This window comes from Paenibacillus sp. SAF-068 (assembly GCF_051967555.1).
In the GTDB taxonomy this organism is placed as follows: Bacteria; Bacillota; Bacilli; order Paenibacillales; family Paenibacillaceae; genus Paenibacillus.
Map to the genome: position 1 here is coordinate 1 of NZ_JBQCJX010000009.1, position 14,797 is coordinate 14,797.

Consider the following 14,797-nt stretch of genomic DNA (forward strand, 5'->3'; position numbering starts at 1 on the left):
ACCGCAGGGTCCTGGGAGAGTAGGACGCCGCCAAGCAATCGAAAGACACACTTGATGATATCGAGTGTGTCTTTTTTGTGTTACCGTTTTACAGCGGAAAACAACTAACTATATAGATAAGATAGCATCCAAATTTCACTTATATGAAGACTCTGAAGATTCTCGGTAAATGGACTCCGGATTAATGCTGGTATACATCCTACTTCTATATGATCGACTTCTTGATTCTTAGCTCGTTCAGCAACCTTTCAGTTGAATTTAACGTAGGTTTCAGTGAGATAGGGTATAGTGAAGTCACGGAAAGAGGAGGAGAACCATAATGAATATATCTTCTACAGCCAGCTCCACAACATCATACATATCGACATCTTCGAGTTCGGACAATGCAAGTAGCTTGGAAAAACAAAAGACGAAGCTGGAGGCTCAACTAGAGAAAGTACAATCCAGCAAGGAAGATGAGAAGACGAAGGAAACAAAGACCAAACAGCTTGAACAGCAGATCAAACAGATTGAGGTACAGATTGAACAGCAAAGCTCACAAGGTGCCGGTACAACTGTTGCTAAGGAGGTTCCGCCTGCCCAACCTTCATCCAATGGAAAAGGCGTAGCTACCGCTAAGGAAATTGCGAATGCAACAACAGATGGCAATGGTCGATTTAATATACGCATCTAATTAAATACGTCTTATTGTAGGATAAAACAAAGCCCTGACCGATCTATATTGATCGTTCAGGGCTTTGTATATTTTTATTATTATGAGATCTATCTGCATTCTATCTACGTTCTATCTACCTTCCATTTAATTACTATCTGTTGGCGTTATATGATCTGTTAACGTTATTCTGGCTGCAACGCGCTTATTCGATCCGTAAGGGATCGTCTTCTATAGTACACGGCTATGGTTGCAAGAACCAGCATTTCGGACAACGGTACGGCAAGCCATACACCCGTGACACCAAAGAATGAAGGCAGGACTGCAATTAACGCAATCATGATGATCATCTCACGTGCAGCGGTAATCCAGATAGCCATTTTGGCATTACCTACAGATTGGAAATAGGTGCTCATGACAAAGTTAACACCCATGAACACATAGGCAAATGTAAATATGCGTAATCCGTATACGGCATTATCCGTTACGCCGCTACTGAAGTTTCCAAAGATTTGCACGAAATAAGGTGCGCCAATTTGAACAACAAGTAATAATAGCAGACCGCATGCCAGAGCTGTTTTGGTGGCTAAACGTATCGTTTGTTGTACCCGTTTAATCTGATTGGCACCGTGATAATAGCTTACCAGAGGCTGAGCAGCAGACGCCAGACCCAGGAACGCTAGCAGTACGACACCATGGATATAGTTCAACACGGTAAAAGATGCTACGCCATCCGTACCCGCAATGCGGTCCATCGAGATGTTATGGGAGACAGAGAAGACCGACATGCCGAGTTCAGCCAGAAAGCTGGGGAAGCCAATGAGCAGCAGAGAGGCCAGCAGCTTGTTGTTCCATTTGAACCGGATGAATGTGAGATTATTTGTTTTTTTGAAAAAGTGAGTGAACAGGACAAGTAGCGCAAGTGTCGCTGATACAATTGTACCGATGGCCACACCACGAACACCCCATTCGAGTACATACAATGTTATATAATTGATGATGATATTGGCTACAGCAAACGTAATCTGAGCGTACATGGATGTGTTGGGATTCCCATCGTTTCGTACAAAGACAGAGAGTGCATTCTCAATGGTGAAAACAAACCCGAACAATAACATGATATTCATGTAGTCCGAAGCAAACGGGAAGGTCTCGGCGTTAGCACCGAGGGAGTATACCAGTTTGTCCTTGAATGTATATGCAGTATATCCGATGGCGATCGTAACGAGCATAATGAGCATAATGGATTTGGTGAAAATTTGCTTAGCTGATGTGATATCTTTTCTACCCATAGCGTTGGAGTACAAGGTCGCCCCGCCCATACCAATCCACAGCGACATGGCAACAAAAAGTGTGTAGACAGGAGAGGCAATGCCAATCCCGGCCATTGCGGTGGAACCCAGTTTGTGTCCAACCATAATGCCGTCGATAATAAAATTAAAAGCAACTACCAGCATCCCCAATACGGAAGGCACGAGGTAGCTTATAAAAGCTTTGCCTACAGATTGCCCTTCCAATGGATGCGTCCAATTCGTATTCATAATGACCTCCGTTAGTAAACTGAATGTTCATTCTGTATTTAATAATACTGAACGTTCGTTCTGTATGATAACACGCCATGAATTCTCTTGGCAACTTTTGCGTTTAAATATCGTTTATGTGATAGAGTAGGTGGATATTTATAAGGCGGGAGGAATCTTGATGAAACAAAATAAATACGATGAAGCTGAATTTTTCAATAACTACAGTAAGATGGCTCGTTCCGTTCAAGGGCTGGATGCAGCCGGGGAGTGGCATGAATTGCAGACTCTTTTGCCTGATTTGAAGGACAAACGTGTGCTGGATTTGGGATGTGGTTTCGGTTGGCACTGCAGGTATGCGCGAGAGCAACAAGCGAATTCAGTAATTGGTGTAGATCTGTCTGATAATATGCTCCAGCGTGCTCGTGAGATGACAGACGATCCACAAATTCAGTACGAGCAGCTGGCGATTGAAGATATTGATTTTGCACCGGGACAATTTGATGTTGTGATGAGTTCACTTGCTTTGCATTATATTGAACGGTTAGACACGGTATACGCTAAGATCAATGATTGTCTTATTGAAGGGGGCACATTTGTACTATCCTCCGAACATCCCATCTTCACCGCTCGCGCTGCGCAGGATTGGCATTACGGATCCGAAGGTGAGATCCTACACTGGCCCGTGGATAATTACCATGATGAAGGGAAGCGTGTGGCGAACTTTCTGGATCAGGATGTGGTCAAATATCATCGCACACTGGCAACACATCTTAATGAACTTATTAAGGCGGGGTTTACTATTGGGCAGGTGGCTGAATCCAAACCATCACCGGAGATGATTGAACAGGTTCCTGGCATGCGAGACGAGAACAGGAGGCCCATGTTTCTGATGATTGCTGCGGTTAAAGTATAACGGTGAAAATGATACGTTAGACTAGAGGGCAGAAAGAAACAGAGGAAGTGGAGCGTTCGCCTAAAAGCTTTCTGATAGAGATTTCTAACTAAGCAAACTTGAAGCGATCAGCGTGTTCAGCCATATTGAACATGCTGTTTTTTTATTTTGATACAATAATAAGAAATAATGTCCATATTAGGGAACCAAACGACAGTAGATTCAGTCATATTAAGTGAGGTGAACAACAGTTGGATTATGAATTTCTGGCGCAGGCTCAGACCATCGACAATGACACACTTAGCAGCATGATGGATGACTACGGAAACGACGTGTGGAATTACGCTTATTTTCTAACCAAAAGCGCCGAGCAGGCAGATGACTTGTCACAGGAAGTATTTATTCGGGCATACTCTGGGATCGCTCATTATCGCGGAGAGTGCTCACTGAAAACATGGCTGTTGACGATTACTAGAAACACCACCTTTACATATCAAAAATCCAGATTTTTCCGTAATAGCCTGTGGGGCGAGACGTTACCCATTGAGACAGAGCGTAGGGATTCGAGCCAAAGAGTCATGATCGCAGAGCAGCCTGCACATCCTTCGGCTGAGATGGAAGTGATTCGTCAGGAGCATGTCCATGAGATCTGGGATATTGTTCTGGCGTTGCCGAAGAAGTTCCGGGAGATTCTTTTGCTGAATCTGAAATATGAGCTTACGACGAGTGAGATTGCTGAGATGTTGAAAATTAGCTCAGGCACAGTAAAGTCCAGAATTTCCCGAGGTAAGGATAAGGTACGGAAACAATGGGAGGAGCGAAGCCAATGACACACAAGGATGAGCAATGGGAAAAGGAAATCCGGAAGGGACCGATTGCGTCGTCTCCTTTTACAGAGGATCATAAGCGGAATGTGCTTCAACAGGTGGAGTTGATAAAGAAGTCGGAAGAGGGAAACAAGAGATATAGGTCAGAGGACAGTTCCATGTCATCCAAGCCGCTTAGACCGAAAATAGACAATGCTTCACACAAGCGTCGCACTAGAAGAGGGCCTCTTGTTGCAGGTACGGGTGCGTTGGTTATTGCTGCTGGATTATTTCTATGGATCTGGGATGGTGGACAGCTGGCGAAGCCAGTGATCGAGCAGGTCTATCCGACAGCAGCGTTGAAGTTATCTGATGATTTGAACACGAATCTGCTAACCGATAAAATGAAAAGAAATGTTGCGACTACCATGCGAGACGATCTGGGTAAACAGTTGAAGATAACAAAAGTGGAAGACTTGCCTGTGTCCGGCAGAATATATGTAGAGGCTGGAAAGGAAGCTGAGAAGGAGTACGCGCAGATATGGCTCGATGCGACTACAGGCAATCTGCGTGAAGTACAGATGAGAGCTGAGATGCAACCGAGCCAACTGGAGCATCGTTATCTGCGCCAGGTTTCATCGCTTTTACAAAGTATAGGCAGCGCTCCAACGCTTAAACCTGCATCCGTTCAACGTTATGTGAGTATGAAGCAAGGGGAGTCGGAGCCAGTATCATATACTACATTAGCGTTAGAGAATGAGACTGGCTATGGAGAGATTGTATGGCAGCAGGACAAGGCTGTATCGATCACAGGGGAATTGAGACCTGATCAAATATCTCAGACGGCGCTGGAGGATGCCAAAAAAGCGATAGAGGCGTTGTCTGGTAAAGCCAATCTTGATCTGGTAAGAGCAAGTCGGAGCAAAGATGATGAGCTTGGAAAGGATACGGTTTTTTTTGGCTTTGAGAATAACTACTTTGTGCAGATGACTGAAGGAAAAAAGGGTTTGGGTTATACCGTCGGGGATGCTAATTATTATGAGCAACAAGAAATAGGTAACATAGAAGAGATGGAGGCTTATCATGAGAAAATATTTAATATCGATGAGTCTCTTCTTAGAGAAAAAGTGGAGCCTATCGTACAAAAAATATTCAATATCGATTTTGATGCCTACAAACTTCACAGGAATGCTGAGCAATTGGGGATCGTCACATTTGAACTGGAATCGAGCACGGATGTTTTTCAGGTTGAATACAGGGAAGATGGACGGATTAAGATGATCACCAGAGGCGAGTTATAGGACATGATCTTACATGGTACAATGTAATCCATAGATGGAATGAGCATAGGGAGATAGCGATGAAATATTTGGTGAGTTCATGTCTGGCGGGTGTAGCCTGCCGTTACAATGGAACAGCGAGCCTGGATGAGAAGATTCAGGAACTTGTAGAACAGGAGCAGGCTAAGATGGTGTGTCCGGAGCTGCTTGGCGGATTTTCCACTCCACGGGAACCGGCTGAGATTATTGGTGGTACGGGCAAGGACGTACTGGCAGGCACTGCAAAAGTGATTGAGAAAAGTGGCAAGGATGTCACAGAGCTGTATATCAAGGGAGCCTATCAGACATTGGAATGGGCGCGAAAATTGAATGTAACGTGTGTGGTACTAAAGGAGTCTAGTCCTTCCTGTGGTACACAGATGATCTATGATGGGAATTTTGCTAATCACAAGGTAGCTGGAGAAGGTGTCACCTCAGCATTGTTGCGACAAGAAGGATATTCCGTCATTTCTGAAAATGAATTCATGGAACTACTGTAAGGGCGAAATTTAGCCCTCTACATCTGGCGAGGCGACCTTATAACGTCTTCAAAATTCATAATGGACCAAGAAAAGTTAACTGAATAAAAGGATACTCGTTGCAAGTGATTGGTGTTGATATCATTCATGGATATTCACAGAAGGGGATGACCAATGCGGCTATTTATGTTGTCAGAATACAATGCTTACTTTTCAAAACTTAGAAACAATATTGTGCGTACTTTTCATTTTCGGATATAGATTCTAAACTAATACTTAAGCAAATCAAAAACTGGAGACTGATACTTCAACATAAAATATATAAAAAGGACGTGGAATTTGATGGACGTTACAATAAAGTCAAAGAAAAAAGAAGATATCTTGAAGGCTTATCATTTCCGGCATGCAACGAAGATATTTGATGATACCCGCAAAATCTCGGATGAGGATTTCCAATTTATACTGGAAACAGGCAGATTATCTCCAAGTTCCATTGGTCTTGAACCGTGGAAGTTTCTGATTGTACAAAATCCGAACCTGCGTAAACGTCTGTCTGAAGTATCTTCCGGCGCTCAAAAGCAATTGGCGACAGCAAGCCATTTTGTTGTCATTTTGGCCCGGTCAGATGCCAGTTATAATTCTCCCTATGCGGAGTACATGCTAAAGGAAACAAAGGGAATGCCGGATGATGTATTTAAGTTAACAAGTGAGGCTTATGGAAAGTTCCAAAATAACCAGAGAATTCTGGACAATCCACGATCATTATTTGACTGGGCATCCAAACAGACGTATATTGCACTCGGCAACATGATGACGGCGGCAGCTCAAATCGAGATTGATTCTTGTCCGATTGAAGGTTTCAGCCGTGAGGATGTCCATCGAATTATGGAAGAAGAGGGCTTGCTGGAGGATGGTGCATGGGAAGTCTCGGTGATGGCCGCCTTCGGTTATCGGGTGGAGCAACCCACGCGTGAGAAGTCCCGACAATCGTTTGGGAAAATTACCCAATGGATTAACTGAATTCAGCAAGAATTCCACATGAATCCCAAAATGATGATCTAAGATCAAGGTTTAAGATCAAGATCTAACATTATAGGACAGGATCACAAAAACAAAACAGGATTGAAACAGCCCGATATTTTCCACAGGTACAAGGATGGAAAGGGCTGTTTTTTCATTTTTCATTAAAAGAACTTGTGAATACATAGATATCTATGTATAATGAGGTCATGCCAAAATATAACTCAATTGCACTGATTGCAAGAATCAGGGATCATGTTAACAAACGAATTGTTCACGAATTGGAACAGCATGAAGTGACAGGCATTGTACCTTCTCATGGGGATGTATTGATGTTCTTGTACCGTGAAGAAACGCTGTCGATCAAGATGTTGGCAGAACGTGTTCAACGTACACAACCAACGGTAACGGTACTGGTCAACAAACTGGAGAAACTCGGCTATGTTGACCGTAGCAAGAGTGCCGAAGATAGCCGGGTGACGATGATTCGCCTCACTGAACAGGGGAAGCGGCTCGAACCAATTTTCCATCAGGTATCAAAGCAGATTAATGACATCATCTATAGTGGCCTTTCCGATGAACAGTCGGAGCAATTGGAAAGCTTGTTGTCCATTATTGTCCGAAAGTTGTAATGAATGAACTCTTCTGTCTGAAAGCCTCCCGGATATGAATGGGATGAAGGCAGAGGAGCCCAAATATTTTAAACTACATACATAGACATCTATGTATGTGAGGGGTATCAAGGTAACCACATTTTTGCAACCTAACTTAAACCAACCTGGAGGGATTCAGACTATGAAACACCTTATTGTATATGCTCACCCACACACAGACAGCTTGAATAACGCAATCCTCAATACTGCTGTAGAAGCTCTCGAAGCTCAAGGCCATGAAGTGGTTGTCCGTGACTTGTATAAGCTTGGGTTTCAACCCGTACTGACAGAGGCCGATACGGCTTCCATGCGCGCAGGACAGACACCACAGGATATCGCGACAGAGCAAAAGTATGTTACGGATGCAGAAGCCATCACATTCATCTATCCGATCTGGTGGACAGGTCTTCCTGCCATTATAAAAGGATATGTTGACCGTGTATTCGCCTATGGTTTTGCATATGTAGCTGGTGAAGCGGGAATTGAGAAATTACTGACAGGCAAAAAAGGACTCATCATCAACACACACGGTACACCTAGTGAAATTTATGATCAGATTGGCATGACTGCTGGGTTGAAATTAACTTCAGACGTAGGTATCTTAGATTTTGTCGGCATTGAGGCTGTAGATCATCTGCTCTTCGGCAGTATTGGATATCTGGATGCACCCGCTTATCAAGCCATGTTGGATCAGGTTAAACAAACCGTTACGAGCAAATTCTAATATGGTTGTTAGCTTCCATACGAGTTCCATATGATTCCAGACCGACTCGATCATGAGTCGGTTTGTTTGTTTCATGTGTTTGCAAAATGGATGAAAGGGGGTATAATCGTACCCATGGAACCTATACTTATATTCAAAGCTTTATCGAACGAGACACGTAGACAAATCTTGTTGTGGCTCAAAAACCCGGAGCAACACTTTCCGCCGCTGGAACTATCTCAGCATCCGGATGGTGGCAAGAACGGAATCTGTGTCGGCACAATTCAACTGAAGGCTGGACTGGCTCAGTCGGTTATATCCAGTTATCTGCTGACGATGCTTAAGGCAGGGTTGCTGCTCTCCGAGCGCAGAGGACAATGGACGTATTATCGGCGGAACGAAGAGACGATTCGTCAGTTTGCCGAGTATGTGCAGAACGAGTTATAAGCCGGATGCCGGAACGGAAGCTAGGATGCACATGCAGGCAAGGATTCCGTCCGGATGTAAACGGCTCGTTTATCATCACATTCCATATTCAGTTGCGATTTAATTAATCTATATATCTGGATATACAAAAATATAATCATCGAGGAGATTAAACAATAATGACTACAGAAAATAAAGCTTCAACCCATAAAGAACATATTCATGACGTTAAGCTTTCCATCCTGGACCTGGCTCCCGTCGTTGTAGGTGCAACACCAGCTGATGCCTTGCGCAACAGTCTGGATCTGGCTCAGCATGCTGAGCGTTGGGGATATCACCGTTACTGGGTAGCAGAACATCACAACATGCCGGGTATTGCTTCTTCCGCAACTTCGGTCGTTATTGGATATCTGGCTGGTGGAACCAACACGATTCGTCTGGGTTCAGGAGGCATCATGCTGCCTAACCATGCACCGCTTGTCATCGCTGAGCAGTTTGGTACTCTGGAGTCCCTGTATCCTGGCAGAATCGATCTGGGTCTGGGTCGTGCACCAGGCAGTGACCGCCGTACATCGCTGGCGCTACGCAAAGATCTGAATAGTGGGGAAGATTTCCCGGAACTTCTAGCAGAGCTTAGAGCATACTTCGATGCTTCAGCGACATCATATCATGCGCCTGTTCGCGCAGTTCCTGGAGAAGGATTGAATATCCCAATCTATCTGCTGGGGTCCAGTGATTTCAGTGCACGTTTGGCAGGTCAGCTGGGATTGCCGTTTGCTTTTGCCAGCCACTTCTCGCCTGATTACACACGGATTGCACTGGAAACGTATCAAAACAATTTCCAACCGTCTGACAGCTTGAAGGAACCGCATGTGATTGTTGGGGTTAACGCTGTAGTTGCGGATACAGATGAGGAAGCAGCATGGCTGGGTACAACGATGCAACAGCAGTTCCTGAACATTATTCGCGGCACAACGGGATTGGTACAGCCTCCGGCAGAGATGGAAGGCAAATGGACTGACCGTGAAAAGGCTGGTGTGGAGCAGACGCTGAAGGCTGCCGTTAATGGTTCCCCGGAAACCGTACGTGGACAGCTGGAATCCTTTATTCGGCAGACGCAGGCAGATGAGCTGATTATTACGTCGATGATCTATGATCATAAGGCACGTCTGCATTCCTATGAGTTAATCGCACAGTTGGCGGGAAAAGCTTAATCCTGATTTTCTGCATAAAAGCGGGCTTAATGGTAAGTTACAACTCCAAATTCACGGTTCGTTTCCTAGGAGGCGAGCCTTTTTTGAATAGGGAGAATTTGCAAATGATTCGCGTGGGGCAGAAGACTCATTTTGGGGTAAAATGACTTTATCGGTTTAATTTGAAACGGTTATTCAGCACCATACGTATAAATCCAGAGTATTATACATATGTTGGCTTGTACAAGGTACTTATTTTTATCCGTGTAAGGAGCGTTTAGCTAGATTTACAGTTTGATTTCCAATTTAAGGATACATAAGAGAGGACGACACGCCTATGGAGCAACCTGAGCAACCCCGCGTTTGGCCGGAGCGGTTCAAGCGATTTTTTCTTAACAACAAGTTTGTCCTATTTCTGCTAATTCTGCTGTTGGTGGGACTGAACATAATGGTTCTGACCAAAGTATCCTTTGTTCTTCATCCGCTCGCAGTACTCATCAAAACCATTGTGTTACCTATTATTCTGTCAGGCATACTCTACTATCTGCTGAATCCGATTGTGGATGTGATGGAGAGGTGGAAAATTAAGCGCGGCTGGTCCATTCTGATCCTGTATCTTGCCATCGGAGGCATTCTGACGGTCGTCGTGCTGGCTGTCATTCCGGTTGTACGGAACCAGATCATGGGGCTGATTGAAAATTTCCCAACATACAGCGAGACGGTAAAACAGCAATTTGAGGAACTTACGGGTAGCCAATTATTCAGTCAGTTGCAGGAGACGGTGAATATGAATTCACAGGACTGGTGGGGAACCATTTCCCAGAAAGCTACTGAAATTCTGAACTCGACCTGGACCAAATTGGGCGGATTCCTCGGAGCTTTCACGGAGACCGTACTTTCCATCGTAACGGTTCCGTTCATCCTGTTCTATCTGCTGAAAGACGGCAAGAAACTGCCGGCCAAAATTCTGTCTTTCCTGCCGATCAAGAGCCGTACAGGCGCAATGCATGTGCTGGAAGATATCAATCACCAGATCAGTTCATTCATTCGTGGACAGATTATCGTCAGCTTCTGTATCGGTATTCTGCTCTACATCGGTTATATGATTATTGGTCTGGACTATGCACTGATTCTTGCCATTATCGCATCATTCACGAGTGTTGTTCCGTATCTGGGACCTGCAATTGCGATTACACCTGCGTTAATCGTGGCTCTGGTCACTTCGCCAGTGATGCTGCTGAAGATGGTTGCTGTATGGACAATCGTGCAGTTAATTGAAGGTAAGTTCATCTCGCCACAGATCATGGGCAAAACGCTGAAGATTCATCCCATCACGATTATCTTTGTCATTCTGACTTCGGGTAATCTGTTTGGGGTCGTGGGTATTCTGCTCGCTGTTCCAGGATACGCGGTGCTGAAAGTATGTGTATCGCATATCTTCAACTGGTTCAAGGACAGATCGGGCCTGTACGATCCGAACAAGAACAATCTGTTGTAACCGAAGTGGCAAGCTTGTTATCCTGTACAAAACGTGTACCCTTACCAAGAAGAACCCCCGTCCATCGGCATAGAGCCGAGAGACGGGGGTTCTTTCTTCATGAACCAGCTTGGCGAATGCCTAGCTGTGTTTAATATGCTGGAGCGTTTGCAGGAAAATCTGCTCAATATGAGCATCATCCAGAGAGTAGTAGACGGTCTTGCCTTCCTTGCGCCGCTTGACGATCCGCATGTTGCGGAGTGAACGCAGCTGGTGTGAAATGGCCGACTGTCCCATGTCGAGCAGGACCGTCAGGTCATGCACACATAATTCCTTCTGTAACAGCGCATCAATAATACGTAGACGTGTTGGGTCGCTGAATGCCTTGAACCAATCTGCCATCTCGGAAGAGGTCTCCCGATCTATGAGTGAAGTGCGAATGGTCTGCACGTCCGCTTCAGTACCTGAGCAGGCTGCATCACATTCGCTTGGTGCTTTAACCGGTTGTTCCATTTCATATCACCGCCTATGTTAACAACTATAGCTCTATTATATCCAAAAACGGCCTAAAGCGAAATGATTACTATTAGCATAATCTGTATGAAAAATCAACAAACGATTGTTGACACTCATGTTTGGGCGTGCATATAATAGGATAAATAAACATATGAATGATTGCTCATATATTGAATGCAATTTGAATGATAACAATGTTTTTGTACTGCAAAGGGGAGAGTTCACATGGGAACCGGACAGGAACAGGTGAAAAGGGAACTGCTGCTAGATGGGCTGGACTGTGCGAACTGTGCATTAAAGATCGAGAACGGCGTCAGTAAAATTAAGGGCATTAATGAATGCTCCGTCAATTTTGTTACCAAAACATTATCGCTACACACCACTTCTGATATGGATGAACAGGTAGTCGAAGAAGCGAAGCGCAAAGTACTTCGACTGGAGCCACATATTCGCATCTCGGAAAAGGGAAAACAGATAAACGGGCATGTGCACAACCATCCAGGGAGTGCGGCTGGTTCGCACGAACACGGTCATGAGCATGCCGGACATTCACATTCACATGGTAATCACTCGCATGCTCATGGACATTCGCAGGGTCACGCACATGAGCACGGAAGTGATACCGGACATAAACATGATCACAGCCACACCCATGATCACGGTGCCCATGCAGGCCATTCCCATGAACATGGTGCAGGCCAGACTAGAGTATTGCTTGCTCGTCTTGCAGCCGGTTCTGTGTTGCTCGCAGCTGCAATCTGGTCTCCCTTGGAGGGATGGGCACAGTTTACTCTCTATGCGCTCGCGTATCTGATTGCCGGGGGAGATATCTTACTCCAGGCATCCAAAAACATCATCCGCGGTCAGGTATTCGACGAATACTTCCTCATGTCCGTCGCTACCTTAGGTGCATTTGCCATTGGTGAGTACCCTGAGGGGGTAGCGGTCATGCTCTTTTATCAGCTCGGGGAGCTGTTTCAGGGCATGGCGGTTAATCGGTCACGCAAGTCGATCCAGTCCCTGATGGACATACGCCCGGACTACGCGAATATCCTGACAGGATCGGGTGACGAGACACAGCGGGTATCTCCGGAAGACGTACGGATTGGTGATCGTATTGTCGTGAAAGCAGGGGAGCGAGTACCGCTGGATGGTATCGTTAGAGCTGGGCATTCCATGGTGAACACTTCTGCTCTGACAGGTGAATCGGTACCTCGTGAGCTGGAGCCCGGAAGTGATGCACTTAGTGGATTCGTAAACAAAAATGGGCTGTTGACCATTGAAGTAACCAAAACGTTTGGTGAATCAACGGTATCCAAAATTTTGGATCTGGTGCAGAACGCGAGTAGCCGGAAGGCAAAAACAGAGCATTTTATTAGTAAATTCGCCCGTTATTACACCCCGGTTGTTGTGATCCTTGCAGCCCTGATTGCATTTGTTCCGCCGTTGATACTCAGTGGTGCAACATTTGCCGACTGGATCTATCGTGCATTGGTCTTCCTGGTCATCTCATGCCCTTGTGCGCTGGTGGTATCTATTCCACTTGGATTCTTCGGTGGTATCGGAGCGGCTTCACGTAACGGGATTCTTGTCAAAGGCAGTAACTATCTTGAAGCATTAAACGATGTGAAAGTTGTCGTTTTTGATAAGACGGGTACACTAACCAAAGGTGTATTCAAAGTAACAGCCATTCGCCCCGAAGGCGAACGCACGGAAGAAGAACTAATGAAACTGGCAGCCATTGCCGAAGCTAATTCCAATCATCCGATTGCCGAATCCATTCGCGCAGCTTGGGCCAAAGCGATTCCTACACAAGGTGTGGAAGGTTATGATGAAGTTGCCGGACACGGGATCAAGGTGAGCGTGGATGGTAGGGAAGTGCTGGCAGGCAACGCTAAATTAATGAAGCAGGCAGGGATATCCTATACCACACCAGAGACGGCCGGCACGATCGTCCATGTTGCTGAAGCTGGCTCGTATGTTGGTCATCTGATCATTGCTGATGAAGTGAAGGACGATGCAGCAGCTGCCATTCAGGCGCTGAAGAAGCTCGGCATCCGCAAAACGGTCATGCTGACAGGAGATGCCAAAGCCGTGGGTGAAGCGGTAGGACGTGAGCTGGGCGTGGATGAGGTCTACGCTGAATTGCTGCCACAGGATAAAGTCGAACGACTGGAGCAACTGGAAGCTGCCAAATCTCCGAAGGAGAAAATGGTGTTTGTCGGTGATGGCATCAACGATACACCTGTGCTGGCACGTGCCGACGTGGGCGTAGCGATGGGTGGACTCGGCTCGGATGCTGCGATTGAAGCGGCAGATGTGGTCATCATGACCGATGAACCGTCCAAACTTGCGAGCGCAATTCGCATTGCAAAGCGAACACGCATGATCGTATGGCAAAATATCGCGTTTGCTCTGGGGGTTAAGGCGATCTTCCTGCTACTCGGTGTGTTCGGCATAGCTACCATGTGGGAAGCGGTATTCTCCGATGTGGGTGTCACAGTGCTTGCTGTTCTGAACGCCATGCGTGTACTTCGTGTGAAGGATATCTAAGTTTACGAAACGATTCAGGCGGCTCTTCGTATATACGTAGAGCCGTTTTTATATTTTCAGGGCATTCTGCATCGGAGTGTCAGTGTAAGCGTAAGCAGGTCTATGGAAGACAACAGTGAAGGGGAGAACGTTTTGACAGGAGCAGTAGTAGGGATCATTATTGGCGTGTGTTATTTCATTTTGGGTTTAATGGTGTTCAAAAAACCACCGAAAATGATTAACGGAATATATGGATATCGGACCCCGCGGGCAATGAGTAATCCCGAGTTGTGGGACGAAGCGCAAAGTTATAGCGCCAACCTGATGATGCAATTTGGTGTGATTATTACGATATTCGGCATTATCGGTTTCTGGCTGACAGATGTACGAGCTTTGGTGCTGAGTCTGGTTGCTACAGGGTTCTATACGTTCAGATTGTTTACCAGAGTTGAAGGCCGGTTGAAGCAAATGCAGCGGGCTCAACAGCAACAGCAACAGGATGAGCAGAACGTTTAGGGTAAAATGAATGAATCGTGTAGAGGGAAAGACTCGCGTGTGAAGCGGGTCTTTTTTTTGTCGAAGATAGAGAAGGAAAGAGGCTGTTAA

General features: G+C 45.7%; 15 protein-coding genes. 13 read left to right on the plus strand and 2 right to left on the minus strand.

Annotation, left to right across the window (positions count from 1 at the left end; genetic code table 11):
* The first annotated feature begins 319 nt into the window (after positions 1-319).
* A complete protein-coding gene (locus tag ACTHPG_RS26475; RefSeq protein WP_440392352.1) occupies positions 320-673 on the plus strand; it encodes a FlxA-like family protein in 354 nt (117 codons plus the stop codon).
* A 164-nt stretch (positions 674-837) separates the two neighbouring features.
* On the opposite strand, the gene ACTHPG_RS26480 is transcribed toward ACTHPG_RS26475, so the two are convergent.
* Positions 838-2,193: an MATE family efflux transporter gene (locus tag ACTHPG_RS26480; protein ID WP_440392353.1), complete on the minus strand. Its 1,356-nt coding sequence runs from the start codon at positions 2,191-2,193 to the stop codon at positions 838-840.
* 160 nt (positions 2,194-2,353) lie between these two features.
* Between ACTHPG_RS26480 and ACTHPG_RS26485 the strand changes: the two genes are divergently transcribed.
* From ACTHPG_RS26485 to ACTHPG_RS26530, 10 genes are all read left to right on the plus strand, one after another.
* The gene (locus ACTHPG_RS26485) at positions 2,354-3,088 is read left to right on the plus strand and encodes a class I SAM-dependent methyltransferase (protein ID WP_440392354.1); all 735 of its coding nucleotides are present in this window, start codon (positions 2,354-2,356) and stop codon (positions 3,086-3,088) included.
* A 230-nt stretch (positions 3,089-3,318) separates the two neighbouring features.
* Positions 3,319-3,897, plus strand: coding sequence for an RNA polymerase sigma factor (locus tag ACTHPG_RS26490; RefSeq protein WP_440392355.1), 579 nt, complete (start codon positions 3,319-3,321; stop codon positions 3,895-3,897).
* Positions 3,894-5,174, plus strand: coding sequence for a hypothetical protein (locus ACTHPG_RS26495; protein ID WP_440392356.1), 1,281 nt, complete (start codon positions 3,894-3,896; stop codon positions 5,172-5,174). Before ACTHPG_RS26490 ends, ACTHPG_RS26495 begins: the two co-directional genes overlap by 4 nt.
* A 59-nt stretch (positions 5,175-5,233) precedes the next feature.
* A complete protein-coding gene (locus ACTHPG_RS26500) occupies positions 5,234-5,692 on the plus strand; it encodes a DUF523 domain-containing protein (protein ID WP_440392357.1) in 459 nt (152 codons plus the stop codon).
* 321 nt (positions 5,693-6,013) lie between these two features.
* Positions 6,014-6,691: an NAD(P)H-dependent oxidoreductase gene (locus ACTHPG_RS26505; RefSeq protein ID WP_440392358.1), complete on the plus strand. Its 678-nt coding sequence runs from the start codon at positions 6,014-6,016 to the stop codon at positions 6,689-6,691.
* A gap of 209 nt (positions 6,692-6,900) precedes the next feature.
* Positions 6,901-7,323 (plus strand): MarR family winged helix-turn-helix transcriptional regulator, encoded by a 423-nt coding sequence (locus tag ACTHPG_RS26510; protein WP_440392359.1) that lies wholly within the window; start codon positions 6,901-6,903, stop codon positions 7,321-7,323.
* Between the two features lie 163 nt (positions 7,324-7,486).
* Positions 7,487-8,068 (plus strand): NAD(P)H-dependent oxidoreductase, encoded by a 582-nt coding sequence (locus ACTHPG_RS26515; protein WP_440392360.1) that lies wholly within the window; start codon positions 7,487-7,489, stop codon positions 8,066-8,068.
* A gap of 114 nt (positions 8,069-8,182) precedes the next feature.
* Positions 8,183-8,494, plus strand: a complete 312-nt coding sequence (locus ACTHPG_RS26520) for an ArsR/SmtB family transcription factor (protein WP_017690814.1) — start codon at positions 8,183-8,185, stop codon at positions 8,492-8,494.
* A gap of 158 nt (positions 8,495-8,652) precedes the next feature.
* Positions 8,653-9,687 carry an LLM class flavin-dependent oxidoreductase gene (locus ACTHPG_RS26525; RefSeq protein WP_440392361.1) on the plus strand — a complete coding sequence of 345 codons (1,035 nt, stop codon included), beginning with the start codon at positions 8,653-8,655 and terminating at the stop codon, positions 9,685-9,687.
* Positions 9,688-10,003: 316 nt separating this feature from the next.
* Complete coding sequence (locus tag ACTHPG_RS26530) at positions 10,004-11,164, plus strand: AI-2E family transporter (RefSeq protein ID WP_440392362.1); 1,161 nt, start codon at positions 10,004-10,006, stop codon at positions 11,162-11,164.
* 120 nt (positions 11,165-11,284) lie between these two features.
* Here the strand turns inward: ACTHPG_RS26530 and ACTHPG_RS26535 are convergent, their stop codons facing one another.
* Positions 11,285-11,656, minus strand: a complete 372-nt coding sequence (locus tag ACTHPG_RS26535) for an ArsR/SmtB family transcription factor (protein ID WP_036614212.1) — start codon at positions 11,654-11,656, stop codon at positions 11,285-11,287.
* A gap of 228 nt (positions 11,657-11,884) precedes the next feature.
* On the opposite strand from ACTHPG_RS26535, the gene ACTHPG_RS26540 reads away from it, so the two are divergent.
* Together ACTHPG_RS26540 and ACTHPG_RS26545 are read left to right on the plus strand one after the other, a co-directional pair.
* Positions 11,885-14,212: a heavy metal translocating P-type ATPase gene (locus ACTHPG_RS26540; RefSeq protein WP_440392363.1), complete on the plus strand. Its 2,328-nt coding sequence runs from the start codon at positions 11,885-11,887 to the stop codon at positions 14,210-14,212.
* 132 nt (positions 14,213-14,344) lie between these two features.
* Positions 14,345-14,707, plus strand: a complete 363-nt coding sequence (locus ACTHPG_RS26545) for an SdpI family protein (protein WP_440392364.1) — start codon at positions 14,345-14,347, stop codon at positions 14,705-14,707.
* Positions 14,708-14,797: the final 90 nt, after the last annotated feature.

Excerpts from the sequence above, each read along its gene's own strand:
- ACTHPG_RS26495 (WP_440392356.1), top strand. The coding sequence starts at position 3,894 with ATGACACACAAGGATGAGCAATGGGAAAAGGAAATCCGGAAGGGACCG.
- ACTHPG_RS26535 (WP_036614212.1), bottom strand. The coding sequence starts at position 11,656 with ATGGAACAACCGGTTAAAGCACCAAGCGAATGTGATGCAGCCTGCTCA.
- ACTHPG_RS26520 (WP_017690814.1), top strand. The coding sequence starts at position 8,183 with ATGGAACCTATACTTATATTCAAAGCTTTATCGAACGAGACACGTAGA.
- ACTHPG_RS26485 (WP_440392354.1), top strand. The coding sequence starts at position 2,354 with ATGAAACAAAATAAATACGATGAAGCTGAATTTTTCAATAACTACAGT.
- ACTHPG_RS26480 (WP_440392353.1), bottom strand. The coding sequence starts at position 2,193 with ATGAATACGAATTGGACGCATCCATTGGAAGGGCAATCTGTAGGCAAA.
- ACTHPG_RS26525 (WP_440392361.1), top strand. The coding sequence starts at position 8,653 with ATGACTACAGAAAATAAAGCTTCAACCCATAAAGAACATATTCATGAC.
- ACTHPG_RS26475 (WP_440392352.1), top strand. The coding sequence starts at position 320 with ATGAATATATCTTCTACAGCCAGCTCCACAACATCATACATATCGACA.
- ACTHPG_RS26505 (WP_440392358.1), top strand. The coding sequence starts at position 6,014 with ATGGACGTTACAATAAAGTCAAAGAAAAAAGAAGATATCTTGAAGGCT.
- ACTHPG_RS26500 (WP_440392357.1), top strand. The coding sequence starts at position 5,234 with ATGAAATATTTGGTGAGTTCATGTCTGGCGGGTGTAGCCTGCCGTTAC.
- ACTHPG_RS26510 (WP_440392359.1), top strand. The coding sequence starts at position 6,901 with ATGCCAAAATATAACTCAATTGCACTGATTGCAAGAATCAGGGATCAT.
- ACTHPG_RS26530 (WP_440392362.1), top strand. The coding sequence starts at position 10,004 with ATGGAGCAACCTGAGCAACCCCGCGTTTGGCCGGAGCGGTTCAAGCGA.
- ACTHPG_RS26540 (WP_440392363.1), top strand. The coding sequence starts at position 11,885 with ATGGGAACCGGACAGGAACAGGTGAAAAGGGAACTGCTGCTAGATGGG.
- ACTHPG_RS26515 (WP_440392360.1), top strand. The coding sequence starts at position 7,487 with ATGAAACACCTTATTGTATATGCTCACCCACACACAGACAGCTTGAAT.